Source organism: Nostoc sp. DSM 114159, assembly GCF_053470285.1.
In genome coordinates this window covers 8,223,396-8,248,078 of sequence record NZ_JBPFEH010000001.1, presented here as the reverse complement: position 1 = coordinate 8,248,078, position 24,683 = coordinate 8,223,396, and the positions used below count along the sequence as shown (strand labels likewise).

General features: G+C 43.0%; 22 protein-coding genes, 2 tRNA genes and 1 pseudogene. 9 read left to right on the top strand and 16 right to left on the bottom strand.

From position 1 onward, the window contains the following. Positions 1-6 precede the first annotated feature (6 nt). From ACR5KR_RS34620 to ACR5KR_RS34605, 4 genes and pseudogenes are all read right to left on the bottom strand, one after another. Positions 7-1,376, bottom strand: a pseudogene (locus ACR5KR_RS34620) (SUMF1/EgtB/PvdO family nonheme iron enzyme). A gap of 456 nt (positions 1,377-1,832) precedes the next feature. Then, positions 1,833-3,434: a TROVE domain-containing protein gene (locus tag ACR5KR_RS34615; RefSeq protein WP_448269923.1), complete on the bottom strand. Its 1,602-nt coding sequence runs from the start codon at positions 3,432-3,434 to the stop codon at positions 1,833-1,835. A gap of 37 nt (positions 3,435-3,471) precedes the next feature. Next, a tRNA-OTHER gene (locus tag ACR5KR_RS34610) sits at positions 3,472-3,593 on the bottom strand. A gap of 60 nt (positions 3,594-3,653) precedes the next feature. Continuing rightward, positions 3,654-3,783: transfer RNA gene (locus ACR5KR_RS34605), tRNA-OTHER, on the bottom strand. 525 nt (positions 3,784-4,308) lie between these two features. Between ACR5KR_RS34605 and ACR5KR_RS34600 the strand changes: the two genes are divergently transcribed. After that, on the top strand, positions 4,309-5,028 hold the full coding sequence (locus ACR5KR_RS34600; protein ID WP_448269921.1) for a hypothetical protein: 720 nt from the start codon (positions 4,309-4,311) through the stop codon (positions 5,026-5,028). Between the two features lie 31 nt (positions 5,029-5,059). Here the strand turns inward: ACR5KR_RS34600 and ACR5KR_RS34595 are convergent, their stop codons facing one another. Both ACR5KR_RS34595 and ACR5KR_RS34590 read right to left on the bottom strand, forming a co-directional pair. Then, positions 5,060-6,205, bottom strand: a complete 1,146-nt coding sequence (locus ACR5KR_RS34595) for a quinone-dependent dihydroorotate dehydrogenase (RefSeq protein ID WP_448269919.1) — start codon at positions 6,203-6,205, stop codon at positions 5,060-5,062. Positions 6,206-6,219: 14 nt separating this feature from the next. After that, positions 6,220-6,594, bottom strand: a complete 375-nt coding sequence (locus ACR5KR_RS34590; protein WP_445629659.1) for a hypothetical protein — start codon at positions 6,592-6,594, stop codon at positions 6,220-6,222. Positions 6,595-6,727: 133 nt separating this feature from the next. Here ACR5KR_RS34590 and ACR5KR_RS34585 point away from each other — a divergent pair, with 133 nt between their 5' ends. Both ACR5KR_RS34585 and ACR5KR_RS34580 read left to right on the top strand, forming a co-directional pair. After that, positions 6,728-9,652 carry a GAF domain-containing protein gene (locus ACR5KR_RS34585; RefSeq protein ID WP_448269918.1) on the top strand — a complete coding sequence of 975 codons (2,925 nt, stop codon included), beginning with the start codon at positions 6,728-6,730 and terminating at the stop codon, positions 9,650-9,652. 759 nt (positions 9,653-10,411) lie between these two features. After that, a complete protein-coding gene (locus tag ACR5KR_RS34580) occupies positions 10,412-11,257 on the top strand; it encodes a PEP-CTERM sorting domain-containing protein (RefSeq protein ID WP_448269916.1) in 846 nt (281 codons plus the stop codon). Positions 11,258-11,553: 296 nt separating this feature from the next. Here the strand turns inward: ACR5KR_RS34580 and ACR5KR_RS34575 are convergent, their stop codons facing one another. The 4 genes from ACR5KR_RS34575 to ACR5KR_RS34560 form a co-directional block, all read right to left on the bottom strand. Then, the gene (locus tag ACR5KR_RS34575; RefSeq protein WP_448269914.1) at positions 11,554-12,465 is read right to left on the bottom strand and encodes a metallophosphoesterase family protein; all 912 of its coding nucleotides are present in this window, start codon (positions 12,463-12,465) and stop codon (positions 11,554-11,556) included. A gap of 14 nt (positions 12,466-12,479) precedes the next feature. Then, positions 12,480-12,896 carry a cupredoxin domain-containing protein gene (locus ACR5KR_RS34570; protein ID WP_448269912.1) on the bottom strand — a complete coding sequence of 139 codons (417 nt, stop codon included), beginning with the start codon at positions 12,894-12,896 and terminating at the stop codon, positions 12,480-12,482. Continuing rightward, positions 12,893-13,183 (bottom strand): peptidase, encoded by a 291-nt coding sequence (locus ACR5KR_RS34565; RefSeq protein ID WP_448269910.1) that lies wholly within the window; start codon positions 13,181-13,183, stop codon positions 12,893-12,895. The genes ACR5KR_RS34570 and ACR5KR_RS34565 overlap by 4 nt, the downstream gene beginning before the upstream one ends. A 184-nt stretch (positions 13,184-13,367) precedes the next feature. Further along, complete coding sequence (locus ACR5KR_RS34560) at positions 13,368-13,724, bottom strand: hypothetical protein (protein WP_448269908.1); 357 nt, start codon at positions 13,722-13,724, stop codon at positions 13,368-13,370. A 477-nt stretch (positions 13,725-14,201) separates the two neighbouring features. Here ACR5KR_RS34560 and ACR5KR_RS34555 point away from each other — a divergent pair, with 477 nt between their 5' ends. Together ACR5KR_RS34555 and ACR5KR_RS34550 are read left to right on the top strand one after the other, a co-directional pair. Further along, complete coding sequence (locus ACR5KR_RS34555; protein WP_448269907.1) at positions 14,202-14,876, top strand: sigma-70 family RNA polymerase sigma factor; 675 nt, start codon at positions 14,202-14,204, stop codon at positions 14,874-14,876. A gap of 4 nt (positions 14,877-14,880) precedes the next feature. Beyond that, on the top strand, positions 14,881-15,615 hold the full coding sequence (locus tag ACR5KR_RS34550) for an anti-sigma factor (RefSeq protein WP_445629651.1): 735 nt from the start codon (positions 14,881-14,883) through the stop codon (positions 15,613-15,615). 350 nt (positions 15,616-15,965) lie between these two features. Here the strand turns inward: ACR5KR_RS34550 and ACR5KR_RS34545 are convergent, their stop codons facing one another. The 4 genes from ACR5KR_RS34545 to ACR5KR_RS34530 all read right to left on the bottom strand — a co-directional run bounded on the left by ACR5KR_RS34545 (position 15,966) and on the right by ACR5KR_RS34530 (position 19,650). Beyond that, positions 15,966-16,409: a hypothetical protein gene (locus tag ACR5KR_RS34545; protein ID WP_448269905.1), complete on the bottom strand. Its 444-nt coding sequence runs from the start codon at positions 16,407-16,409 to the stop codon at positions 15,966-15,968. Between the two features lie 284 nt (positions 16,410-16,693). After that, the gene (locus tag ACR5KR_RS34540) at positions 16,694-17,494 is read right to left on the bottom strand and encodes an ABC transporter permease (protein WP_448269903.1); all 801 of its coding nucleotides are present in this window, start codon (positions 17,492-17,494) and stop codon (positions 16,694-16,696) included. 390 nt (positions 17,495-17,884) lie between these two features. Then, positions 17,885-18,703 (bottom strand): ABC transporter permease, encoded by an 819-nt coding sequence (locus ACR5KR_RS34535; RefSeq protein ID WP_448269901.1) that lies wholly within the window; start codon positions 18,701-18,703, stop codon positions 17,885-17,887. Continuing rightward, positions 18,700-19,650 carry an ABC transporter ATP-binding protein gene (locus ACR5KR_RS34530; RefSeq protein WP_448269899.1) on the bottom strand — a complete coding sequence of 317 codons (951 nt, stop codon included), beginning with the start codon at positions 19,648-19,650 and terminating at the stop codon, positions 18,700-18,702. Before ACR5KR_RS34530 ends, ACR5KR_RS34535 begins: the two co-directional genes overlap by 4 nt. A gap of 192 nt (positions 19,651-19,842) precedes the next feature. Between ACR5KR_RS34530 and ACR5KR_RS34525 the strand changes: the two genes are divergently transcribed. The 4 genes from ACR5KR_RS34525 (at position 19,843) to ACR5KR_RS34510 (ending at position 23,196) form a co-directional block, all read left to right on the top strand. Beyond that, positions 19,843-20,184, top strand: coding sequence for a hypothetical protein (locus ACR5KR_RS34525; RefSeq protein ID WP_445629646.1), 342 nt, complete (start codon positions 19,843-19,845; stop codon positions 20,182-20,184). Positions 20,185-20,186: 2 nt separating this feature from the next. After that, positions 20,187-20,582, top strand: a complete 396-nt coding sequence (locus tag ACR5KR_RS34520) for an HNH endonuclease (RefSeq protein WP_448269897.1) — start codon at positions 20,187-20,189, stop codon at positions 20,580-20,582. 127 nt (positions 20,583-20,709) lie between these two features. Further along, positions 20,710-21,450, top strand: coding sequence for an RNA methyltransferase (locus tag ACR5KR_RS34515; RefSeq protein WP_448269896.1), 741 nt, complete (start codon positions 20,710-20,712; stop codon positions 21,448-21,450). A gap of 174 nt (positions 21,451-21,624) precedes the next feature. Further along, the gene (locus tag ACR5KR_RS34510; RefSeq protein ID WP_448269894.1) at positions 21,625-23,196 is read left to right on the top strand and encodes a serine hydrolase; all 1,572 of its coding nucleotides are present in this window, start codon (positions 21,625-21,627) and stop codon (positions 23,194-23,196) included. 148 nt (positions 23,197-23,344) lie between these two features. On the opposite strand, the gene ACR5KR_RS34505 is transcribed toward ACR5KR_RS34510, so the two are convergent. Both ACR5KR_RS34505 and ACR5KR_RS34500 read right to left on the bottom strand, forming a co-directional pair. Beyond that, positions 23,345-23,881, bottom strand: coding sequence for a peroxiredoxin family protein (locus ACR5KR_RS34505; RefSeq protein WP_445629642.1), 537 nt, complete (start codon positions 23,879-23,881; stop codon positions 23,345-23,347). A 157-nt stretch (positions 23,882-24,038) separates the two neighbouring features. Continuing rightward, positions 24,039-24,650 carry a peroxiredoxin gene (locus ACR5KR_RS34500; protein WP_322651784.1) on the bottom strand — a complete coding sequence of 204 codons (612 nt, stop codon included), beginning with the start codon at positions 24,648-24,650 and terminating at the stop codon, positions 24,039-24,041. Positions 24,651-24,683: the final 33 nt, after the last annotated feature.

The following is a 24,683-nucleotide window of genomic DNA, read 5'->3' as shown; positions in this document are numbered from 1 at the left end:
GAATCCTCACGCCACAGCTACCGCAACCACCCGACAACCTACATCGTAGCCGCTAAAATCACGTGCGTCGTGGAGACGATAGGCAGATCTGCCTCCCTGGGCACTGTTGACCCACGAACCGCCACGCGATACTTTTATGTTATTATTTGTACCATCTAGCCACGGACTACCATCTGTCGGTGCGCCTATGTAATTATCGTTATATACATCTTGACACCATTCCCATACATTACCACACATATCATATAAACCGAAAGAGTTTGCCCGAAATTTCCCAACATCTGTTGTCTGCCCTTGATATTCGCCTTTGGGTGCAGAGCCGTAGGGATAGTTGTCGTTGTAGTTTACTAAATCTGTGGTAATTATTTCACCAAAATAAAACGGCGTGGTTGTTCCCGCACGACAAGCATATTCCCATTCGGCTTCGCTTGGTAATCTGTAAATACGTCCTGTCTTCTGGCTCAACTTTTTACAAAACTCTACTGCATCATCCCAACTCACACTTTTTACAGGTCGTTTCTCACCTTTGAAATTGGAAGGATTCGTCCCCATAATTGCTTGATACTGTGCCTGGGTGACTTCATATTGACCCATGAAGAACCCAGGTACTTTTACCTCAAGCTGCGGACTTTCATTTGAAAATCGTCCTGCTTCCTCTGGTGGTGAACCCATCGTAAAGGTTCCCCCTGGTATCTGCACCATTTCCAAGGTGACACCATTCCCTAAGTCTTCAACAAAATATTTCGCTTCTCGGTTGCTGCGGTTGGTGATTTTTCCTTGTGCATTCACCGTTACTGTTTCAAATTGAAAAGTTTGTAAATTTATTCTTTGTGAAGAAGTTGGACTTTTTGAAGGTGCAGACGGAGCATTGGGGATTTCTGCTTTTGGCGACGTTGTAGTTTTATTAGTGTCAGCAACAGGGCATCCTTCCGTACTAAATTTAAGTAGACGCTCTCCTATAATTGCCAAACTGAACCCCGCAACTGTCCACCCTACATTTTGAATCACCCGACGACGTGACAGGTCTGATGGGGGTTGGGGTTTAGGTGCAGGTGGTGACGGTGGTTGTGGTCGTTGCGGTTGTTGTGGTGTCATTGAACTAAATAAAATTCACCCTGTTCTTCAAAGTGGGCAAATAATCGCGGTATCTGGTCGCTATTATTTCCTAAGCAGTATAAAACTTGGGCTTCGCTATCAAATAATCTTCTAACGAATTGTAATATTGTTGGGTCGGAGTTAGGTTTGAGGTGTTTGACCACATACTTGGGATGGTTGGGTAAGTCTAAGTCTTCAGCAAGCTAGGTGTCGCCAACCCCGTCGCTGCCTAAGAGTTTGATAATTTTGTAGCGATTTCGGAGAATTTCGCCTATTAGCATCAGCTTTATCCGACAGAAGATGAATTACGTTAATTCTCCCAAATTTTACACTTATAGGACAATATCTAATACATTCGTGCGATCGCAGCGAAAACAATAGTTCCATTCCTGACCAATTTCTTAACTGTGTTATTTTGTATTCAATGTTGGTGTTGTACTTCTCAAAAATTGCGATGTCTACGACGGGCTGCGCTACGCACATCGAAGACACCCTACTTTTACCCATCGCTGAAATAAAAAAACGACCATTCAAAAAGTAAATCGTTTTCTTCTTTGCGTGAGGTAAAAATCAAAAACAAAGGCGGGCGCGGGGATTGAACCCGCTAATCCCCACAATGGTGGAGACGTAACCGATAACCCTAAATTCATCGGCCCCGAAAGGCAAGTTGCGAACAAGGATAACCCGCCATGAAATATGAAGGATAAAGTATTTCATCCTTTACCCTTCAGCAATATCTACAACTCACCCGTAGCTAGCATCTGGATAATCCGAGGCGTACCTTGATCGAACCCTGCCAAATCCCAAGATAGCGAATCTTCAGGATCTACCAAGGTAATTTGGTAAGGTGTCAAGGTGACATACACCGCCTTGACGTTAGGATTTACCTTTTTGCGGTACTCCTTCAGCGCTTGACTTGGATGCTTATACCCAGCCCAGCTTTCTGAGTCAGTCCAAAAGCAGACTACATCAGCTTTAAACTTATTCTTAATCATCCAGTCATAAGCTACCGATGCATCCGTTCCACCGAAGTTTTGATTGCTAGCTTTGCGAACCGCAGAACTAAAACTATCTTTGGCGGTGATACCCAATTCCCGGAATTCCGTAGCAAAGCCGCGAATCATGTAGTTTTTCTCTGCTTTTGCTGTCACCAGTGCCATTGTGGTGGCAATTTCACAGCAAGTCAGTCCCATATCTGCAACCATGCTACCCATAGAACCAGAAACGTCTACGGCGTGCATGAATACTTTACCTGTGGGTTGCACAACATCAAAAGACAGTTCAACCGCCTTTTCTAATATGTCTACAATCCGAGGAACTGGATTCCAAGTTTTCTTACTGCGTCCTAATGTTCCACCAGATTGATATGTTTTGAGTGCTTTCAAAACATCAATTGGATGAATGCGACCTTTACGCAGATGTTCTCTGCGATTAAGAACTGCTTCCACTTGCAGCAAGTTGGCGCTTTCATCGGCTCGCAACACACCCAGTTCAGTTAAAGAACCCAAGTTACGCAACATTGCACCTATTGGCATTTCCTGAAATAGCAGCTGCCAAGCAAGCTTATCCATTTTGCCCACAGGTGCAGCCATTTCGTGGGTTAACCGTCCTTGAGAAATAGCTTCATGGGTTTGAGTTGGATTGCGCTTCAGCCACTCATACCACCAAATCTGCGCTAACGCTTCTGAGGGGATATCTGCTGGTAATTCTTCCCAGCCTCTAACTACCCACTCAAATAGTTGACGGTGATTTTCTGTAGGCGGTTTGACATGGAACAACCGCAATGCATCTCGGTGGGAGAAGCCTTGACGCTGTTGATATTTCAACAGTTGATAAGCTAAACCCTTGACATCTTCCCTTGAGAGCCAAGTTTTACCAGCTTCCCGCACTACTTTGCCAAATCCCCGCAGAGATTTGGTGTAGTTCAGCCATTCGTAGAAGTGGCTACCGGTGCGGACAACTTGCGGGAAAATTTCACCAAACGCCTGTTTTGCTTCTGGTGTTTCACCCATCGATAGCAACACTAAAGCCAAGATAGGCGCACTGTTATTCATAGCGCGTCCATCGCTAGCATACAAAATTTCTTCTGCTACACGACCAGGATTTTCGGCAACAGCAAGTCTTACAACTGTCACAAAATCTTCAGTTAATTCCTGTTTACCAGCGTAGTAAGTGCTTTTTGCTGTGCCAACTAAAAGACAACGGCGCAGCATTTTCCAAATGCCAGCATCAAACATCCAGCCGCCGGAACGTCCCTGAACCATTTCGGCTTCTCGTCCGGGGATAGGTTGATTTTGGGGTGTAGTTGCCTTCTTTTTAGTGAAAAAATTGTAATTCATCGTTTCATCTCTCGGCCCTTGCGGGCAAAAATGAAAGGTGGCGGAGCAGGAATCGAACCTGCGACCTCTCGAACCCTAATCGATAACCCTAATTCGTCGGCCTTTGCAGGCAAGGGGTGAACAAGGATGTTTAGCGCTCTACCTCTGAGCTACCCGCCACATAAAAATTTTGGATTTTGGATTTTAGATTTTGGATTGAATTTAAAATCTAAAATTAATTGGTGTAGTGGAGCGGGATTTGAACCCGCGACCTCCCGCTTGGCAGGCGATAACCCTCAATTCGTCGGCCTTTTCAGGCAAGGGGTGAATAAGGATATTTAGGCGCTCTATCCACTGAGCTACCCACCACATATAAATTCAAAGCATTAAATTTGCTGTAACGAAGTAGGATTTTTACCTACACCTCCAGAAGTTTGATCGGGGGTGTTTTAGTTATATGCGATAACCCTCGATACGTCGGCCCTTTCGGGCAAGGTGGGCGCTCTGCCATTTGAGCTATTCGCTACTGCTGAAAGCTAACTCCCTCATGAAAGTTTACTTGTATCATTAATGTAGTATGTGTATTATCTGTTGTCAAGGGTCTGGTAAGCCAATTTAGAATTATTGCTTTGGAAAGAAAAGCTGAGATGTGTTGCGATCGCCATACATCTCAACCCCCTTATTTTTTCTGGTAAAAACTTTTGCGCGTAGTTTACCGCCGTAGGCATCGCAGACCAATCTTATATGAGCAAAAAGTTAATAAGCCTATAACACTTACTGAATAAAGCTTTTGCCGAAAAATTTGCCGCAACTTTGCCAAACGATACAAAAAAGTGTCTCAATTTTTGCCAATATAATAATATTATTTCCCAAAATTCACTTGGCAAAAATCGGCATGAGTGAGAAACCCATAGAAGGTAACGGTAAAGCTTTTCTCGTTCTACTTTTGCCCATCTCGTTTTTGATTATTTTCCTAGTTACTACCTGGAGAATTTTACTGGCGGTAATTGTGCTAGTAATTGCCTTCAAGCTTTGGCAGGAATATCAATGGCAACAGTGGACTGTGCGAGTTAATCCAATTTTTCATCAATTGGTTCGTGAAAATCAAGGCAGACTGACGCCAATGGACTTGGCAATCAGGGGCAATTTTCCTGGAACAACGGCAAAACGCTACTTGGATAGTAAAGCCTCGGAATTTGGTGCCAGTATAGTCAACTCTGAAGATGCAGGGCAGTCTTATTACTTTATAACTGCTAGCATTCTCGGCAATATTCTTGATAGTAGTGAGCCTGTTAAAGAACTTCCGGCTCAACCAGTTACTAAAACAGCGCGATCGCTTTTAGCACCACCAACCCCGCAGGAGGAAGAACCAGAAGCCGAATCACCACCACAGCAAACAGATGAGGAAGTTAAACGATCGCTGGAAAAACAGTTAATTTTTGGCTCTCTGATCCAATCTGAACTTGCTAAACGGCTCAATGTCTATTCCAGCACGGTTTATAAACGGCGAAACGATCCAGAGTTTCCTGAATGGAGCCGCAGCAGAGACCCTGATGGTATTGCCTGGTCATTCTCGGAAAAAACTAAAGAGTTTTTCCCAGTGGAGGAAGGATAACAATTCAAAATTCAAAATTCAAAATTCAAAATTAGAATTTTGGAATTTTTGTTTGTAAACCCACAGCTTCGTTGATGGAATTTAATCCGCTTTGTTCTAGTAGGACAAGTAAACCAGCTAGAATTCGGCGTACCATCATTGGCCCTTCGTAAATCCAGCCTGTATAAACCTGAATCAAGCTAGCACCAGCAGTAATTTTTTCCCAAGCATCTTCTGGGGAAAAAATACCGCCAACACCAATAATTGGGATTTGTCCTTGAGTTTGCTGCCAAATAAAACGAATTACCTCAGTGGAGCGATCGCGCAATGGTTTACCGCTAATTCCGCCTGCTTCATCCTGGGGTGATTTGCCTGTTTGGTCAATCGCCTGGGTTTTGAGTCCATCACGGCTGATGGTTGTGTTAGTGGCGATAATTCCCGCTAGTTGGTAGGTTTTAGCAAGAGTTACGATCTCAGCGATCGCAACCCAATCTAAATCTGGGGCTATCTTGACAAAAATAGGTTTATATGTAGTATTTTCTTGTTGTAATAAATCTAAGATGGCACTGAGCATAGAAGCATCTTGGAGCGATCGTAACCCTGGTGTATTGGGAGAAGAGACATTAACAACAAAATAGTCTCCCAAATCCTTGAGTAAACGAAAACTATCGAGATAATCCTGTGCGGCTGCTTCTAGGGGAGTTATCTTAGATTTGCCCAAATTTATTCCTATGGGTATTAAGTGGGTTGACTCCTGTTTTTCTTGTGTTAATCGTGCCGCCATTGCTACTGCACCACTGTTATTAAAGCCCATGCGATTGAGAGCAGCTTTATCCAACGGGAGGCGAAACAAACGGGGACGCGGATTTCCGGGCTGTGCGTGAAAAGTTACAGTTCCTAGTTCTGCAAAGCCGAAACCCAGGTTAGACCAAATGCCAGCAGCTACTCCATCCTTGTCGAACCCAGCTGCTAACCCTACAGGATTTGGAAAGTTTAGCCCAAACAAATTTTGTTCTAGGCGGGAATCGTACAGACATAAGGACTGCTTTAGGCGTTGGTTTACCCAACTAGCAGGAGGGCTAATATTTTTTTGCGATAGCCAACTAAAACTGCGAATCGTCTGCTGATGTAACCACTCTGAATCGGTTTTTACTACATTGAACAAAAGCGGACGAATAGCAAGTTGATAAATGTCCATTTCAATCCTTAACACTACGCGAATTCGGTAGACTGCCGCGCTTCCTCTTTAGCTCGTCGGAGTTCTTCTTTAGCTTGACGGAGTTCGTCTTTAGATTGCCGTGCTTCCTCTTTAGCTTCTCGGAGTTCTTCTTTGACTACCCGCACTTGTTCAGCAAACAGCCGGGTTTCTTCGGCAGAATTTCTGATTTCTTCAGCAAGCTGCCGGGTTTCTTCGGCAGAATTTCTGATTTCTTCACTAAACTGTCGCTGCTCCTCTTGTGAGAGCCTTTTATTTTCAGCAGACTCTCGCTCGTTCTCTTGTGAGAGCCTGGTATCTTCAGCAGACTCTCGCTTTTCCTCTGAGACTTGTCTCTGTTGCTCTTGAGCATCAGACGTAGTTTCGCCCATTTCCCTGGCACTCCATAATCTAAATTTAACGAACCTGTTACCTACAACTTTTAGCAAACACCTGTGGCAATATTACTCAGGGTGCTTTTCTGGGCATCTTATATATTACAAGTTATGTTAACCAATAAATCAGATGGGGCAGCCGCAAAAACCTATAGCCGCCGAACAACAGATCCTCTCTTTAGGGCGCGTCCTCCAGAGCCTCAGAGAAGAAGATGATGTTGACGTTCTGATTGAAACTACTATTTCTTATCTCAAAGAAGAGTTTGACTACAAACTGATTTGGATTGCTCTTTACGATCGCCTGAATCACATATTATTCGGAAAAGGGGGCATCACACCCGATCGCGATATGAGCTTTTTACGCCAAAGAGTTGTTCTCAGCCCTGGAGATTTATTAGAGCAAGTAGTAATTGAACAGCATCCTTTAGGCGTAGCTGATTTGCAAACTGAAATCCGCGCCGCCGAATGGCGAAAAGTTGCCGAAAAATTCCACATCCAAGGAACGATTATTTTACCGATTCGCTACAAAGACCGTTTCTTGGGCTTGGTATTACTGGGTTCAGAACGCTGGGGCTACCTACTGACAGGAGAAACAAAAGCACGTTTGATGATGGTTTTAGGTGAACTAGGGGCAGTGCTTTATCAAAATGAAATGCATAAGCACCAAAAGCAAACCAGGCGAACTGACGAGCCATTATTAGAATTGCTAGAAAATTTACGCAGCCTCAGTAACCTGAATCAAAGACTTGAAGCAGCAGTGCAAGCAACTCATAAATTTGTCTCCCCCAGCCGGACAAATGTTTACTGGTTTGAGCGAGAAGGGCGCTACTTTTGGTGTCGAATGAGCAATCAGCTGGTCAAAATGGATCGCAATTCTAGCACTCAGCAAGCAGCGGGAATGACTGTACAGGACTTAAGCGATTTTTATTATGCTTTGGCAGTTAACCAAATAGTCTCCATTGGTGATGCCCGCAGTTCTTTAAAAAGCCATTTTACGGCTAAATTGCTGCAACGCTTGCAGGTGCGATCGCTTCTGGCAGCTCCGATTTTCTGGCAAAAGAACTTAGTCGGTTTTCTGGCGGTGGAAAGCAATGAACCTCGCATCTGGACGGACACAGATAAAAATTTTGTCCAAGGTGTTGCTGGTTTAATCTCTCTAATTACACCTACCGAAAGCATGGAAAGCACTATCAAACAGATTCAAGAGGATGCTCAACTGACCAGCCAAGTTGCTCAAGGTATCTATAGCGAACATGACCTTCAGGTAACTTTACATAATTGTGCTAAAAGAGTTTTAGCTCGATTAGGTGCTACCCGCTTTTTGCTGTTGCAGTACGACGCCGAGCAGAAGAATTATCAATTTACTTACCAAAGTCAGCCCCAAAATCGTCGGCCGTTGACATTTACTCTTCATACTCTCAAAGAATTAGATGGGCAGCTTTTGCAAGGTTCAACACAGGCAGTGGAAATTGAGAACTTAGATGAAGATTTACGCTTTTTTAACTGGCGACCCTTGTTATTAGAGAATAATGTGCGATCGCTGCTTGTTTGTAAATGCACTCACGAGCATATACCAGCAGCACTTTTGGTGATTACTCATGAAAGCCATCGTTCTTGGACAACTCTAGAAAAAGAATTGCTGTGGGCTGTCAGTCAACAGATTGGTGTAATTATTCGTCAGTGGCAATTACATAACCGCACTACCCAGCAGCAAAAAACTTCCCAGGCTTTTGAGCAGTGCTTACGCATCCTGACACAATCCCAGAACAGCATTGAGGTCGAAAAAAAGCATTTAGAACCTACAGCACTCGAACAAATAGCCTCAATTTTGGGCTGTCCCCTAGCGCTAATGCTATCTTGGGCACCTGGTGAAAGTTGGGCAGAGATTATCCCTGGAGTGATTGACAATAGCCAATTTGGGATTTTTTCTGATGCATCTATTTCTATCCGAGCTGAAGCCTTAATTCAGTGGGCACTTGCTACAGAGAATTATCTGACTTTGAAGGTGGATAATTTGCCTCCAGAAACCCGGAAATGGTTGAATGTTCCAGACAAAAGCCAAATTATGGTAATGGCATTACGTACAACTGCTGATTATGAAACCACTGGTGTCGTGTTGCTTGTAGACTATCAAGAGCGTCGCTGGTCAGAACCAAACCTTAGTGCAACAGCAACTCTGATTTCTCAATTAGCCTGGTGGCGTCGTGAAAAGCAAATTACCCGACTTTTAGAATCCACAACCGAAGAATTACGACAACTCAACTGGTACAAACATCGTCGTCTAGAGGAAATTCAAAGAATAACGGCCCATTCCCTGAAACAAATACACGATTTGGGCATTCCTGCAAATGAATTGACTCAGATGCGTTACCAGCTATTGCTGCGGCAGTTAGATCAGACAGCCACTTCCATGAGTGGAATGCTAAAACTTGAGAACTGGCAGCTACATATTAGTTGGGAAACTATGCCCATAGCCAGTTTACTGAAGCGATCGCTCGAACGGATCGAAAATTTACTCAAACAACAAAAGCTGTGGATTGGTGTACATGGTTTGGGACAACCAATTGACGAGCAAGAAGCACCCAAGAATTCTTCATTAGTTAGAGGCGTTCCTCCCTCCAGCGCTCAATCTGCAATGGCGATCGCTGGTGATATTGTCAAAATTGAATTAGTTATCCATGAATTATTGGTTACTGCCTGTAACCGTTCTCAAATCGGTAGCAGAATTGATATTTGGTGCCGCCGTTTAGATGCGTCAAAACCCTTAGATATAAAATATTCTTCTTCTACAACTGGAGTGGCTGAACATCAGACATCGCTAGAATTATCGATCACATATAACGGTGCGATCGAACCACAGCTACTCACGGAACTACATAATAATACACCCAAAGATGTGCTTGCTCCTTCCTACCTCGACCAACCACCAGCTTTACATCTGGCGATCTGCCAAAACCTCATGCAAGAACTAGGAGGAGAGTTGAATTTCTATGAGTTACCAGATAATCGGGTAGTCAGTCGCTTGTTGTTGCCCTTAGCTATTCATGATTCTTAATACCAATTCGTAATCGTAATTAAGAAAGTCAGATATGGCCTGGCTTTTGGGGTTTGAATGTGTTGCCTCATTTTAGAGAATTGGTATTAGAACTCCTGCCTCACTTCGACTACGCTCAGTGACCACCTGCCTCCTGCCTGGTTGTTGAGCGTAGTCGAAACACTGTCTCCTGCCTGGTTGTTGAGCGTAGTCGAAACACTGCCTCCTGCTATACAGTGAGTTGCTTGCTCATCAAAGGATGCTTTGGCAGCAACATCACTTATATGACAACACGCTTGGGTTAAGGGTTGTTGGTGTAGATAATTGGTCTTTGAAGACGCGATAAATCGCGTCTCTACATCTGGATCTTGTTGCTCATTCTGAACTGTATTAACTTATGTGAACTTTTCTCTACTGAATTTGTGAACTTTTCTCTACTGAATCCTTACGTAAATCCCAATTAAAAAATGCTCTTTTTTACTCAAGCTTTACAAGAAACTAGTGGATGCACGACTAGTATAAATATGTAACCAATTGAACGCGCACTGGGTTTAATAACTAAATTACTTATATGGTTATTACTTATATAAAACTGCGCAAATGGTAAATAAAAATTAGTCCTGAAATAGAAGATTCCTTCTAAATAAGACAAACATGGCTTGAAAAGTTCCCAAGCTGACCATCCTGCTTGCCTATAACTTGTTCTTACTTATCAGTAAGGCAGTAGACAAGCATGACAAATTTGCAATCTTAACATTCTGAATGAAAACAATTAATTGTATGAAAAGCTACACCAAAATTGTAAAGCGTTTTTTTGCATTGGCTACTCCAGCGATCGCTACTTCGATATTGGCAACCTTACCAAGCCAAGCTGCTACCATTGCATATTCTGAGTCAAAATTCAACATCAACAACTTTAGTAGCAGCCCTTTAGATGTTAGGACTTTGACTGATACTTTGACCAACACAATTAGCACAGGTGGTCAAGTAACTGCTGATGCTAACGCTGAGGCTAAGTTTAATATCGATGCAAACAACTCTGCCTCCAATTTTTCCTTCAGCCAAGCTCAAGGTCAGGGTGATGGCTATACAGGGTCGGCGGAAAGCTTTGCTGGGATTATCGGTTATGATTTCATCGTTGACAAAGAGTTTTCTTTTGATTTCAGTGGCTTATTTAACCTGAAAACATCCATTGATGATGCCGTGACTGAACGTGCAAATGCTCGTGGAGAGTTCTTATATGAGTTATACGACAGCGATACTGGTAATCTTTTAGACTCTTTCAAGATTTCTGGAAATTTATCAACTATAGGTAACAATGATGCTTTTGTATTTGAACCGAGTAGTAACATAACTCTTGATTCAAATCAGACTACTATTGATAAATCTTTTGGCGGAACACAGGAATATGCTTTGACTAGCTTTAAGGGTAAATATTCCCGTACTTTCGATAAGTTAACTCGTTTAACCTTAATAGAATCTAAAAGTAATCAGGTGAGCGTCTATACTGTCCCAGAACCCTCAACAATTCTAGGTTCGCTGTTTACTTGCACTATGTTTGGTGCTGTCTCGATACGCAAGCGTAAAAGAGCTTCTTCGCTTGCGTTGTTGGTTAATAAGGATTGATTTAAGGTCTGTAAAACTTTCTTTTGTCACTCCGGGAACAGTAAAATCAGAAAGAAGGACTCAAAGCCAGGAGGGGAGAATGACACAGCTAAGAAGCCCCAAACCCAGCATCAAAAGCCAGAATAAACTGCCAAGTCCTCGCTCATATAACAATACGGTTCAGTTAAGCCCAAAAACCTGATGTGAGACGCGATAATCGCGTCTTCAAACACCAATAATTCTTAACTGAATCGTATTGGACTATATCCGAAAGCGCCCAGAATGCGATCGCTCTTAGTATTTGTTGAACTATATTTCTACAAGAGAGTATGTTGGTCAACTCTAGTATCCTTCCCAGAAATTACCTCAACTGTGCGGAATCCAAGCACCGCCAACAGATTATTTTCAGGGAGCTTGACGGGAGCAGGTTGATCGCCGTGACCTGGAGCGGGGAGGGGATAAGCGGTCGTCGTAGCACTATGGAAGCGAATATTGCCTTCGCTGTGCTCGATCACTTGATGGATGTGCCCCGTTAACACTGTTACCGATGCAAAGCGAGATAGCAGTGAGAGCAACTTAGCAGAATCAGCAGTTGCCCATCCCCATTTGGGATAAAGGTCATATAGAGGAATATGGCTGAAAACAACCAGAGGCGTATCCTGTTTCTGCGCTGCCAAATCTTTGGAGAGCAAGTCCAGTTGCGCCTCACCTAGTTTGCCTGTGCCGGTTGCCCCAAAGTCCAGCACATTGGTTAAGGAGACAAAGTGGATTCCCGCCCAATCCCAAACCTGTAAGCCTTCTTTGGCATCCTTGCGGTTAAAGGCTTCCTCGTAGGCTTTGCCGCGATCGCCAATGGTATCATGTTCCCCTGGTAGGGTAAACAGTGGGACTTTCAATTGGGAAAGTAGTTGTTTGGCTCGATCGAATTCTTCTGGTTTAGACAAATGGGAGATATCTCCCGTGTGAATCACAAAGGCGGGTGGAGTGGGTAAGGCATTGATCGCATCGATCGTTTTCTGAAGTGTATCGGTGACATGTTCATTTGCAGGTTTTTTGAAACCGATGTGTGTATCGCTAATTTGAACGAAGGAAAACGGTGAGGCCGTGGATGATTTTTGAGCATTTGGTTCTCCCACATTACAGGCAGTCAATAAGCCATTTGCACCAACAGCCCACACAATGCCGAGTCCTGTCCAGCCCACGTGTTCAATAAATTTTCTGCGTTGCATTGGTATTCCTCTGGTTAGTTTTTCTTATTTGTTACCTTCAACGTCCCTTTCATAAAGGGATGAATTGAGCAAATATAGGGATAAGTACCTGGTTTAGTGGCGGTATAGTTCCAGGTTTCATTGGTATCTAGTGCTTTAGAGTTGAAAGTACCATCCGTAGCTGTAGCCGTGTGGGGTTCTTCATCGACATTGATAAATTGCACAGTTTTACCAACAGCGATCGCCAAATTCGCTGGCTCAAATTTGAAATTACGAATTTTGACAGTAACATCGGCAGGCTGTTGGCTAATTTGGGGCTGTTCCTTGGGTTGTTTCATCATCATTGGTTGCATAGTCGTTGCCTTATGGTTCGGACTACAGGATGACAACGACAACAGGATGACCAGAAAGGCACTGGCGATCGCGATGAAAAAATAAGAAATGTATTTCATGGGCGTTCTTCCATCCGCTTTGGTTGACGGCGTTTAGCAAACAGTCCAGTCATGCTCACTCCGGTAGCCACTAAACCAATTAGACCTAGCCCATTTAAAACTGGCACAATGGCATCGAGTTTGAAGATTTGCATAGTGTGAACAGCGATCAAAAATCCAGCCAACTCTTCTTGATGCAACCATGTGTCGGCGATCGCAACGCTAATGCCAGTCAGAGCCGTAAAGAGCAACGGCAAACAAAAGAGTGTGGCAATTAGCCGATGGTACTTGCGAAATGTGTTTTTCATAGTTTGAGTATTCTTGTAAGGATATTACTGGAAGGCATCAAGATTTGATTGGTAGAAGCAAAGCATTGGCTAATCAAGTGCCCGAAAGGATGCTTTCGATGAACTCCCGAATGCTTTGCCATGCCAGTTGAATCGCGGCGTTGTTTCATACCTTGGTCATGATTGATTCAGCAACGCCAGTTTTTTAGTCTGCTGTAAATCCTTGCAGTTGATCTTCAAGGTTATGGCGATAGGCTCGATCGCTTAACGTTTGCTCAGGTAGGCGATTCGCTTTGACAGCGGCTTGAATAATGTCTTGAGCTGTAATTGTTCCAGACGCGATCGCATCGATCAATGCACCATTGCTGGGAATACCTTGGTCTTTTAAGTAGCCTTGATATGCAAGAGTTGCCAGATTAAAAGACCCGATCTGGTTTGCCCTGTGTTGATTTCCCACGTATGGATTAAGGCTGATTGGTGCGGTTTGGGCCTGCGCCGCAGCAGGCAAAATGGTGGCAGACAGCAGCAATGTTGTTAACAGCACAGAAATAGAGCGTCGCATAGAATTACCTCTAAGATTGGTTGTTTGGCTACAGCGGTTTTACTGACCTTCAATGCATGGATGCAGCACAAACTTTCAGACAATTTGGTTGAATCCAAACTGCCAAAAAAGAGCGTTACAAATTGACGATATAAATTTCGTCGGGACATTGCAGTGCAATGGCCAGTGTTAAAAGCTGTAGGAGTGGGTAGGTAAGCAATTAGCGTGATTTCAGGAATTTAGTTACAACTTATGCCTGCAAAGAATGCTAACTGGGTTATTTACTTGTCTCTACCTTTAAGACGACTGAGAAGCAATTTTGGATTTAAACTTTTCAAATGCCTTTGCTAGACTGATGTTCGCGGTGCGTTCGGTTTGGGGTGCGAGTTAATCAGAACAAAATAACCGACTTCTACAAAATTTCGACACTAGACTCATCCAATTAGCTTCACCAATCGTTTTAGAAATGAAAGTAAGTTTGCTCTATACTCAAAAGTTGTGAAATCAGGATTGGCACTCACGCTGCAAGATACATTAGGCATTTTTGCAGAGAAATTAGCCTCGGTCTATTCACCTGAATCTATGGATCTAAGTTCTCGCGATCGCCATTCATCAGAACCTTCATCGAAGAGCGATGCTGCACTTTTGGATGACCTGAAGGCACATCTTCCAACGGCGTTAAAGTGTCTCTACGAGCGCTACGGCAGCGTGGTGTATGGAGTGGCGCTGAAAGTTTTGCAAAGCCAGCCGGAAGCCGAAGACCTAACCCAGGAAATTTTTCTATCATTATGGCAGCGTCCGGTTGACCCAGTTCACCACGATCATTTGATGCGCTACCTGATTGTCATGACTCGATCGCGGGCGATCGACAAATTGCGATCGCGCAGTCGCACCCTTAATTTGGTGCAACGTTGGGGGCAGAACGTTACTGCTGCACCCCCTGCGCCTACTCCGGTTGAGCAGGCTGTTTTCAATGAGCGATCGCAGCAAGTGCGGCAGGCTTTGGCCCAGCTTTCAGATCGGCAACGACAGGTGATCGAACTGGCGTATGATGCCGGACTGAGCCAATCAGAAATTGCCCAACAACTGCATAAACCCCTGGGAAGCGTCAAAAGCTGGACTCGCCAGGGACTCTTGAAACTGAAGCAACTTTTACAACACTCCATTGACTAAGGTTATGACTGAACCCCTTACTCCTCAAGCAATCGAAACCTTGGCAGCAGGCTATGTTGTGGGCGACCTCGATCGCGCCGAACTAGAAGTTTTCGAGCAACTGCTGGCAGAAAATCCAGCATTAGTGGCAGAAGTGAAGCGGCTTCAGGCAACCTTAGATCGGGTTGTTTACAGCTTAAATAGCGTTGAACCGCCTCCCCATCTCCAATCTGCCATTCTGGCTGCCGCTACCACGACTTTCCAATCCTCCCAGCCCAAACCGTCTCGGCTTTTCTGGTACAACATCATGGGTAGTGTCGCGGCACTCCTAATTCTGTATTTAGGAATGGATAACTATCGCTTGCGACAGGATTTCCGTATGGCTAGTGACATCAATACCCTACTGCAACAGTCACAGACACAACTTTTCTCTCTCAAGGCTGTGAATGCGTCGGATACCGCTACGGGTAGCTTTGTGGTGAATCTAGGACAAAGACAGGGGATTCTAGCCGTGCAAAATCTGCCAGCTCCCCCCACAGGAAAAGTATATCGACTTTGGGCGATCGCTGATGGCGAAAAAATTCCCTGTGGCACTCTGAAAATTAATGCTCAGGGAAAGGTGCTAGATAAATTCTGGATGCCTGCCGACTTTTATGACACAGGTATCTCTGGATTATTCGTGACGTTGGAATTGTCTGAAACTAGTCGTTATCCAACCGGAACTATCGTGATGCAGAGTAACTCATCGACCAATATCTAACCTCAGTAACTCACCCTCTATCCCTAGCCCAAATACTATTACCACAATTAGATCGGATTTTCTCCAAAATCAAAAATCTGCGTTAAGGTCAAGCCATTCGCGCCTATTGGCCTGGAGTGGTAATTAATCCCACACAATACTTGTCGGGTTTTGGGGAAAAGGGGAAGGTGGGGCCCCCTCTAGGGATAAGGGGCGGGGGAAAGGGGAAAGACAAAACCTTTAACCTAAACCCAGTAACCTTTTCCCAAAACCCAATTCCAAGTTAAAAATCCACAAAGCGTGCAGTATTGTAATCCTACACAATTACCCAATCCAGCACTGATAATTGCAGAGGTAGGAGCAAGAGTTGGTTATTTACCAGAGCAATAGCTATTAATTTCATTGACTATTGAACTTTCTTCGTTACTACTCTTTTGCAGAGATACCAGAAAGCCCTTTGCTGCTGGTAGATTCTTTTTATCTATGGCTGTTGCTGCATTATTCAATTCTTTGCTAATGTTCTGATAGAGTGTGATAAAGCGTCCTTGGAAACCTTGCAATTTTTCATCTTTAATTTCTAGTGTTTTCATCTCTTTCGCAAGTGGATCTATCTTAGCCGAAAGTTCAGTTAGAGCTTTGGAACCTTTTGCAGGATTGGGATTTTTAGCGAATTCCTGACCGAGAGTAGATGCCTGATTGGCAACCTTTATGATTTTGTTACATTGAGCAACTTTACTTTCGCCACAACCTGCAAATAATAAAGCGATCGCAGTAGTGGCTGAAAGTATAAAACTTTGCTTAAATACGTGCTGCATAGGTTCTATGATCTCCAACTATGTTTCGTGAAAGTTGGGCAGTAGAAATGAAGGATAGCGAAAATACTTTTTCTAAAAAGAATCTTTATTTTTATTTTTAACTTTCTTGCTGCCCTGTTACTTTATACTTCATTTTTTCGATAATGCGTATGTAATTATACGTAAATCAACATAAATATGGGGAATTCCCCATTTAAGTAAGTCGGTGCAGTAAAACCAAACTGTGTCAACAAAAGTAAATCTGTCCATTTAAAATATGCTTGAGTACACAGCTAAAATTTTGTTTAGCTCCCAGTAGAACAATAGTATCGCTCTCCTATTTTCCAAAGCTGGAGCGCAACTATTAGAAAGATAATGCCTGCGATTGGCGATACATAGCAAAACCACAAAGGCGCTAAAAAAGCATCTTCTTTTTCAAGTACTGCAAGCAAAGGAAAATAACTAACGCAAGCAAGTGGTATCAAGAAAGTAAAGAATCGCTGAAACCACTTGCTATAAATTGCAAGAGGGTACTGAGCCGTTTCGACTCCTCCATAAGTGAGGATATTCATAATTTCGAGAGATTCAATAGTCCAGAAGGTGATGGTTGCTTGTATAATAACAATGCCAACAAAGAGCGCAACCCCACCAATAAATGAAGTGCCTAAAAGCCATAAATTTTTAAAATTTAAAGGGATGTGGAGAGATGAAAGTGACCACCACGTAACAACAATTCCTTGAAAAAGTCTTCCGATTCGTTTTAAAGTAAACTCTTTACCTAACAGTTGAAGTGCTGTGGTGCGTGGACGAACAAGTAAACGGTCAAAGTCTCCACTTTTAATTATTGTTGTAAATGAGTCAAATCCTTTTCCAAGGGCATCAGCACAAGCGAAAGAAATATTAACTATTCCATAAAAGAGAGCAACTTCATTTAAAGTCCACGTACCAATACTATTAAAACGACTAAAAAGTGCCCAGATTCCAAAAAATTCAACAGCAGTTCCTACAAGCTGCCCTATGACTTGCAGCCAGAAAGAAATTTTGTACTGCATTTGCGACTTGAAAGATACAGAAATATATCGAAGGTAAAGCAAAAAATCATTCATAATCGCGTTGTAATTTTCCTATAAAATAAATTACTTAACTTATCTCCTACTTAAAAAATTACGAATTACGTTAGCGTAGCAGTAGCGAGTCCACGTACCCCTACGGGGAAGCAAGCTACGCTTTTAGCGTGTCGTAGAGAGCGTCATTACGAATTACGAATTATTGACCGACATTCCTTGATGGTACAAGCCCCTAGATTTATCTATGGGGGTCAATCCAAAATCCAAAATCTCAAATCCAAAATTGTCTGACCGACATTCCTTGATGGTACAAGTCCCTAGATTCATCTATGGAGTTAATCTAAAATCTAAAATCTAAAATTCCCAAGCCCTAGATTTATCTATGGGGTCAATCCAAAATCCAAAATCTCAAATCCAAAATTGTCTGACTTATCCTCCCTGAATGACAAGCTTTCTGATGCCATATTTCACAAGAACACGCCCAATGATAATAATGACAACTATCCAAAAAGCTTGATGCAGTAATATATTAAACAGGGAATTTGGTTGAAGATTTCCAGTAAAAAGACGAAAAGGTTTGTCGATTAGTCCTGAAAAAGGAAGTGCATTCAAAAAAGGCTTGCTCCACTCAGGGAAAAGTGGCAACGGAACAATCATGCCAGAGAAGATACTAACAAGAGTAGGTAGAATACTATTAATTCCCTCCCCCGAAATTGTCCACATCATTGATACAGTCAGAAGCATAGTTAATGCAGACGAAAGTAAAATTGCACCAATAAAAGAGAGAAAAAAGGCAACAAAAGAAGCAAAGGAGGGTGAAAAAGAAAGCGACCATTCATCAAGCCCCAAAAAGGGAAAAAGAAAAATTGTGACTCCAAGAAGCGGAATGCTACGAAGTATCAGGGGCGTTGTGCGAAGTGCCAAAGCGCGAGTAAACCAAAAATTATAAAGGTCTGTGGGTCGAAGAAGATCGTATCCTACAGCACCAGTTCGGATGAGTTCTTGAATATCTCTATCACCTCCCCAAGGGACAATTGCCATCAAAAACGCCTGTCCCAGCCACACATATCCTACAGCTTGTTGAAAAGTCATAGGTTGAGCAGAGGTTGTATGAGTAAAGAATGCCTGTAAAACCATTACTTTTACTAACCCCCAGAAAAGCTGAGTTCCAACGCCAGCCAAAGCAGCAGCACGGTATTGCAACAGCAGTGTAAATCTAGCAACAAACAGTGACCAATATGCTTTCATGGGATAATTCCTGCTGAAATTGCATAAAGTTCCGCAATTATCTCTTCAATAGGTGGATTTTCTACAAAAAGATCCTCTACTTCGTGTTGTGAGGTAACTTGGCTAATTAAAGACGCAGCAGAAAGCTTTGTGGGATCGAAGGCGAGAGTTACGGTGCGACCTTCTTTAGAGATAATACTGACTCCTTCTAGTTCAAAAAAGAAATCATCGTTTGCTAGGTCGATTCTTAAGTATCGACGCGAGGAAACTTGAGAACGCAGTGCTGCTAGAGTTCCATCACAAAGGATTTCACCTCCACCAATAATAATTATGCGATCGCACAATGCCTCGATATCATCCATATCATGAGTAGTCAGGATGGTGGTTACTTGATGAGTTTTATTTAGCACTTTGATAAATTTTCTGACTGCAAGCTTGGAAACTGCATCAAGCCCAATAGTAGGTTCATCAAGAAAAAGAATTTCCGGTCTGTGAAGCATGGCGGCTGCAAAGTCACATCGCATCCTTTGACCAAGGCTTAACTGCCTCACCGGAGTGGAGAGAAAGCTGGCAAGACCAAGCAAATCAATCATTTCTTCGCGTGTCTGGCGATATTCTGATTGGGGAACGCGATAAATATCCCGCAGCAAATCGAAAGACTCAATCACTGGTAAATCCCACCAGAGTTGTGTTCTTTGACCAAACACTACACCGATACGATTAACGTGCTTGATTCGATCTTTCCAAGGAGTTCGTCCGCCAATTAGGCATTTTCCACTAGAAGGTACGAGAATACCGCTTAAAATTTTAATCGTAGTCGATTTCCCGGCTCCATTTGGACCAATGTATCCTACAAGTTCTCCTCTCTCCAGGGAGAACGAAACTCCTTTGAGGGCATAAACTTCTTTAGTTTTTCGCTGCACAAGTCCTCGTATTGAACCGAAAAGCCCAGAGGAACGTTCAGACACAAAGAAAGTCTTCCTGAGATTTTCGACCAGAATGTGAGACATATTTGGGCAGGAGGCAAAAAATGAGCTTGGCTGGAGTAAGAATTGTCTTGCTAGAGGTAGCTGGGGCAATCAATGTCGGAGCGATCGCTAGGGGATGAAAAATTTCGAGATATATCATTTAATAATAAGTAAATTGCCAATGCAATCCCCATGCCAAGAATCACCTTAGAAGTATCAGAGGAATTATCTCAACAACTAGCACAAGTAGGCGATCGCTTACCTGAACTACTTGCTTTGAGTCTCCAACAACCAGCTGTACCAGCACAAGTTTATCGATATATCCTAGATTTTTTGGCTAGCAACCCTACTCCTGAACAAATTGCTGAATTTAAACCTACTCCCCAAATGCAAGAACGGTTGCGTACCTTGTTAACACGCAGTAACGCAGGTGAACTCACACCCACGGAGTTGAAAGAACTAGATGAATACGAACGTATTGAACACTTAGTTGTGATAATTAAAGCTGGTAACTTATCTTATTTGACCAGCTGACCGTGAGTGTAACCTATATTCCGATTGTTCTTCGCCGACTTGTAGAAGAACGCGCAAACTACAGATGCGAATATTGCCAGTTACCCGCAGGAGTTGCTTTTTTTGCCCATGAGATCGATCATGTTATTGCTCAAAAGCACGGTGGCGCAACAAATGCTGATAATTTAGCCCTCACCTGCTGGCGATGTAACCGTCATAAAGGCACTGACTTAGGATCTTTTGATCCAGAAACAGGGGCTTTTAGTTTTCTCTTTAACCCACGCACCCAGAAATGGGCTGAACACTTCACATTTTCAGAACTGAATCTAGTGGGATTAACACCTATGGGACGTACAACGATTAGATTACTACAAATAAATAGTGACGAACGACTAGCTGAACGGCAAAGATTGCGCTGAACTGTTCAGAACTGACGCAGGCATTCACTTACACCGCTAAAATAATTTCAAGGAAACTCTTCAGCAGAAGCATAACGCTGAAAATTAGCCTGTAAGGATTATCTGGTGCGATCGCAGGAGGCAAAAAATGGGCTTGGCTGGATTAAGAATTGTGTTGGTAGAACCAGCTGGGCCGCTCAATATCGGCGCGATCGCCAGAGTAATGAAAAATTTTGGGCTGTATAATTTAGTATTAGTGAACCCCCAATGCGATCCTCTATCGACGGAAGCTTTGATGATGGCTGTTCACGCTCAGGAAATTTTAGAATCTGCGGTATTCGTGGCGACCTTACCAGAAGCATTACATGGATGTGTCAGGGCGATCGCTACTACTGGTCGCGTTCGTAGTTTAGAAACACCTTTAGAAAATCCTCGCACTGCACTACCCTGGTTAGTGGAGGAACCAGAAAAACCCACAGCCCTGATTTTTGGCAGAGAAGACCGGGGATTAAGTAATGAAGAATTAAATTATGCACAGCGGTTTGTTGGCATTCCCACAAGTCAAGATTATGTCGCCCTCAATTTGGCTACTGCTGTCGCAATTTGTTGTTATGAATTGTCACAATCTGCCCAAAAACTTGACACTCAAACTTTACCTCAAACTGAACTCGCACCCTTAGATGTTGTGGAAGGATACTACCAGCAATTAGAATCACTATTACTGAAAATTGGTTATGTATATCCCCATACGGCAGCTAGTCGGATGAGAAAATTTCGCCAATTGTATAATCGCGCTCACTTGAAAACTGGGGAGGTGGCCATGCTACGAGGAATTTTGCAGCAGGTAGAATGGGCCCTGAAAAACCAGAAGAATAGTGAAAACTTGTAATTATTCGTTTAATATATACGCAATCATCTCCCCAAAATAATTAATATGGCTTAAACTAAACACAAAAATGCTACTTAGTGGCAAAGTGGAATTTGAGTATTAATATTGCTTAAAGATTAAGTTTGGGGTCAAGAGTCTGCAAGAAAACACTCAAGTGGGTCACAAGGAGTAACGGTGTCAGAATCAAGTGGCGAACTAACAGCTTTCTCGCGGCGTCAACCCTTAAATCGCCGCCAGCAGCCACAAAAAGTTCAAAAAGTGGTAAAGAAGAAAGTTAAAGCTAACAGTCAGCAGCAAACTACAAATGGACAAGAAGGGGCACTAACACGCCCAAAAAATCAAATTAGTCCTTCCTCCCCAATCTCTGGCGCTACACGTAGGGTAAAATCGGGGTTAGTTATGCCAACGGCAGTAAAACCAATACCTAGTGTCAAGGGAAATCCTCCCTTCCGGCCGGGTGCTGTGATGGTTAAAACAGTGCGGATGGAAAAGCCAAAAACAGGCAGACGCTCATCGCGAAAAACCCAGTTAAAGCCAATGGCCAAAACCGTATTGTATGTTTTGCGGTTATTGATTGTGGGTATTGGCATGGGTGCAATTGTGGGCACTGTATTGTCAGTATTAGACCCAGCCAATCGCATTAGCACGAATTCGGCGTCGCAATCTAATAATAATGTTAGTAATGTGGCGCGATCACAGCCACAACCTACCCAAACTCCCCCAGCCGCAGCTTCGAGTATATACCTATCTCAAGAAATTACCTCTTTGAAAAATGCCGTGCAAAATTTGGCGGCCACCAACCCAAATCTTACACCTGGAATTTTCTTAGTAGATTTAGATACTGGTAATTATGTAGATATTAATGCCTCTACCACTTTTCCGGCGGCTAGTACGATTAAAGTACCGATTTTGATTGCCTTTTTCCAGGATGTGGACGCGGGGAAGATTCGCCTAGATGATATGCTGACCATGCAACAGGATATGGTAGCCGGCGGTTCGGGAGATTTGCAATACAAACCACCAGGAACTCAGTACGCCGCTTTGGAAGTAGTCACTAAAATGATTACAATCAGCGATAATACGGCGACAAATATGCTGATTGCCCGACTGGGAGGAATGGACGCTTTAAACCAGCGTTTCCGTAGTTGGGGATTGACAACCACAACAATTCGTAATCAACTCCCAGATTTGCAAGGGACAAATACCACTAGTCCCAAAGAACTAGGGAATTTGATGGCGATTGTGAGTCAAGGAAATTTAGTCAGTATGCCATCACGCGATCTCATGCTTGATATCTTGCGTCGCACCCAAAAAGACACTCTGCTGCCAGCAGGTTTGGGAACAGGTGCCAGAGCATACCACAAAACGGGTGATATCGGCACAATGTTGGCAGATACAGGTTTAATTGTGGTTCCAACTGGTAAGCGCTACATAGCCTCTGTAATGGTACAACGTCCTGCAAACGATCCCCGCGCCGAAAAATTGATTAGCTCAATTTCTCGTGCAGCCTACCAAGAGTTTAGCCAAAATCCTGTCACACCCAACACCACTACAAACATACCCGCAAATGGTTATCAGCCCCAGGTTGCGAATCCTGCTTTACCTAACGATACAACAAGCACTGCACCCATGAGCATTTATCAGCCTCCTGTTGCCACTCCTGTACCTAACGGTATGGGAAGTACAATACCCACAAACGTTTATCAGCCCCAAGTTGCGAATCCTCAATATTATCCTCAAAGATAATTTGTAATTCGTAATACTTTTCAAACAAGTGAAACTATTAAGATTTGATGATATGATTAAGGTCTAAATTACCATTCAAATCTTAAGAGTTCCTATTCCTAATAGCTAGTTTTCCACACCAAACGCAATTTATTTTGAATATTTATAGTCAATTAAATTGTTCTAACAATGTCTCAACACTAGCATTACGATCCAAAAAAGAAAATAAATGCCAGTAACGCAATTTTCCTTCTTTATCTAATACAAACTGCGCTGGCAAAGGCGCTCCCAGTGCTTGTCCTACTTGATATGTACGAAATACTCGACAACTAGGATCGCTCAAGAGTGGCATTTTTAAGCTTAAATCTTTGACAACTATTTGACTTTGCTTTTCATCAGTACTAGTAATCATCAAAACTTCTATTCCGCGATTTTTGAATTGCTCGTAGTTTTTATTCAAAGCTTTGATGTGAGGAAAACAAAGAGGGCAATATTGCTTTTCGGTAAAGATGCGAGTAAAGGCGAGTAACACTGGTTGTTTGCCTTTATAATCAGACAACTTTACTAAAGTTCCGTTGGTAATATCTGGCAATTGAAAATCAGGTGTTCCTACTCCCAATCTGAGTTGATTGCTAGCTGGAACTGGTAAAAAATTACGGAAGAATCGCTCATTTAATAAGCCACTAAAGTCAGTTGAAGTCAACATATTTTTAGCCTTGATTATTTAAATACTATTTTATAAAAAACCACAGATATTGACTGAGGTTGACATTGTTTAATGTGTATCTCTGTTTATCTGTGGTTTTCATTGATTTTGCTTTCAACTCTAAAAGGCTGGATTAGAGTTTTTTAGCTAGCGAAATTTAGACAGCAGAGAAGTAGACTTTAGACTTCACTGGGTCCGGATTCATGGTCTTGTCACCAGGTTGCCAACCAGCTGGGCAAACTTCGTCAGGGTGAGACTGAACATACTGAATTGCTTGTAATGTTCGCAAGGTTTCATCAACGCTACGACCAAAAGCTAGATTGTTAATGGTGGCGTGCTGTATGATACCATCTTTATCGATGATGAATAGACCACGCAAGGCTATGCCTGCTGCTGGGTCAAGAACGTTGTAAGCGGCGCTGATCTCTTTCTTGATGTCGGAGACTAGAGGATAATTCAGGTCGCCGACCCCACCAGATTTACGATCTGTTTGAATCCAAGCGAGGTGAGAAAATTCACTGTCAACGGAAGCCCCAAGGACTTCAGTATTGATTTTCTTGAATTCTTCGTAGCGATCGCTAAATGCTGTAATTTCAGTAGGACAAACAAAGGTAAAGTCTAGTGGGTAGAAAAACAGGATGACATACTTACCGCGATAATCGGAAAGTTTGATTGTCTTAAATTCCTGATCTACCACAGCTGTTGCTGTGAAATCGGGAGCTTGTTGACCAACGCGGAGGCTTCCTTCGGTTCCGTAAGTAAGGGACATTAACCTAATTCTCCTTTATCGGTTTAGTAGCGT